Below are 2255 nucleotides of genomic sequence, written 5' to 3'. Positions count from 1 at the left end.
GGTGCCGATCAGTTCGGCGGCCCGCGTCGAGCCGTCGGCAAGCAGAATCTCGATCTCGTCCGCCCCCTCGACGACGTGGTTGTTGGTCACGACGTATCCGTCGTTGCTGATGAGAAAACCGGACCCACCCGCGACCATCTCACGCTCGGGCGCCGGTTGGCCGGGCGCCTGACCGAAGGGGCCGGGCATCTGGCCAAAGGGGCCCGGCATGGGCATTCCCTCGGGCGGCATCATGCCCGGCGTCGGCATGCTGCGCGCGGTAATCCCGACGACGGCAGGGCTGAGTTCGGCGACGATTGCGGTAAAGTCCTGCGGCGCGGGCAGTTCCGTCTCCTGCGCAACGGCAGGAAGCGTCGTGACGGACAGACAGGCAATCACGGCGATTGCGGAGACGGTGTCAGTTGGTGTGCGGGTTTTCATAATTCCTCCGGTGAATTGCCAGACCTGCCCGGCAGCGCCGCGCAGGGTCCGAGACTGGGCGCAGCCCGGATCGAGCCGGGTCGGCTTGGCGTGGAATGAGTTTGTACAACCGGCGCTCTGCGAAGTTGTTCCCGCTGGGGATCTACCGGCAATGGACCGCGACTGCGCGACGCCTGCAGTCGTCGTCGGGACCGGTCGGCTCAGTTCGATAGAAGGTCCACACCGCTTATGAACAGGTTAAATCTTCGCAACTAGCTGTCAGCTGCCGTTTCGGCTGAAGTCCTTGGGCCAGGTTGATTCCGTTTGCTTCTGCTTGTCTGCGGAAGCCTGAAGCACGCTCACCTGCCCATTCGGCTCAAGAAACGCCTGCTCGAGTTCGCCAACATCCCGGACACCCTGCTGGCGCAGGTGCATCAGAAATTCCCTGCGCGACAGCGTGTCCATTCCCAGGGACTGCTCAACGATGCGGCCGCTCTCGACCAGCAGGATTGGCTCGCCTTCAACAACATCTTCAGCGCGCTCGCTCCGGTTCGTCATGATGCTGACGAGGCGATGCAGGAGCAACACAACGGTGAGCACCAATATGCCGTGAAGCAGCGGCACATGGCCGTAGAACATCGGATCCCCGGCGGCCGAACTTATGATGATGACGAGCATGAATTCAAACGGGCTGGCCTAGCTTATTCCGCGCTTACCGATGAAACGAGCGAAGACGAGTGTACAGCCGTACATCACCACCGTGCGGAACACGATCTCCAGGAGGAACAGGAGCCCTGCCTGATCGCCCAGGAGCACGCGGTGCCAGTCAAACGGCTCAATAGTGTTCATGCCTCATGATCTCCATCTGGCGGTGGGGCTCGCAACGGTCGGTTGACGCCGTTTCCGGGACGCTCATGCCGACACCAACATGAACGGTGTTTGGGGCGGCGCTGTCGGTAATTGCGCGACGTTGCTATCGACAGAATGGGCTAGCACGACATGTTGGCGACAGTGTCGAGCGGCGCGAAAAGTCGCCCAAAAAGATTCAAAGCCTTCAGATTTTTCCTTCACAGTGCGAACAAGCCTTTTGAATGGCGGCCGTTTCGTCTCGCATATTCCCGCCGACGATCCGCGGCGGGGCCAAAGCGCTTTTGACGCTGCAGTCCGCGCCTCGTTCATTCTCGTTAGAACGAAATCGGCCCCCCGAAAAAAATCAGGGGGCCGTATTCCTGCAAGAGAGTCGGCCGGATCAGTTGCCGGTTGCTTCTGAATCGGTTTCCTCTCCACCTGATGCGTCGCCCGAGGATTCTTCGCTGGAGGACGTATCGTCGGTCGCTGCTCCGTCGCCAGAGGCACCATCACTTGGGGCGGTTTGAGCGGAAGAAGCGTCGACCGGCTGGCCGGTCGGATCGTAGAAGACGACCTCCGCACCCTCGCTCAACTGCATCTGCACGTCCTGCATCGCCTGCTGAAGCAGGAACTGCTCGATCTGCGGACGCACCTGCTCGACTGGCGGAAGATCCTGTTGACCGGCGGCCACTGCCTCGTCGTAGACCTGCTGCACGGCCTCGTCAGTCACGACGTCCGCCATCTGGCGGCTCAGCCAGACCTGCACCATCGCGTCGTCCATCGCCGCAGCCGAGGTGCTGTCGACAATTGATTGGACCTCGGGGTCCTCGCCGAGGTTCTGTGAGTTTGCCTCATTGAGGATCAGCTCGCGCAGAATGAGCTGCTCCAGCGCGACAGGCACCAGCATCTCGGGTGGCATCGACTGAACCTCGGGCGGCAGAGTGCCGATGAAGGTCATCAGATCAGCATTGCGGATCTCGGCTCCACCGACAGTTGCGACGAGGGAG

Annotated in this window: 4 protein-coding genes; all 4 read right to left on the bottom strand. The window is 61.5% G+C overall.

Annotation, left to right across the window (positions count from 1 at the left end):
• Positions 1-420 (bottom strand): trypsin-like peptidase domain-containing protein (locus ACOI1H_RS25125; protein WP_422441003.1); only part of this gene is annotated, 420 nt, incomplete at its 3' end.
• Between the two features lie 258 nt (positions 421-678).
• Complete coding sequence (locus ACOI1H_RS25120; protein WP_422441001.1) at positions 679-1077, bottom strand: DUF421 domain-containing protein; 399 nt, start codon at positions 1075-1077, stop codon at positions 679-681.
• Between the two features lie 18 nt (positions 1078-1095).
• The gene (locus ACOI1H_RS25115; protein ID WP_422441000.1) at positions 1096-1248 is read right to left on the bottom strand and encodes a hypothetical protein; all 153 of its coding nucleotides are present in this window, start codon (positions 1246-1248) and stop codon (positions 1096-1098) included.
• Between the two features lie 400 nt (positions 1249-1648).
• Positions 1649-2255 (bottom strand): hypothetical protein (locus ACOI1H_RS25110; RefSeq protein ID WP_422440999.1); only part of this gene is annotated, 607 nt, incomplete at its 5' end.

Origin of the sequence: Loktanella sp. DJP18 (assembly GCF_049310965.1) — a bacterium.
Lineage (GTDB): Bacteria > Pseudomonadota > Alphaproteobacteria > Rhodobacterales > Rhodobacteraceae > Loktanella.
The sequence above is the reverse complement of the archived record's forward strand: the minus strand, read 5'-3'. Positions and strand labels throughout refer to the sequence as shown.

Coding starts and splice junctions, on each gene's coding strand:
- ACOI1H_RS25120 (WP_422441001.1), bottom strand. CDS start 1,077: ATGCTCGTCATCATCATAAGTTCGGCCGCCGGGGATCCGATGTTCTAC.
- ACOI1H_RS25115 (WP_422441000.1), bottom strand. CDS start 1,248: ATGAACACTATTGAGCCGTTTGACTGGCACCGCGTGCTCCTGGGCGAT.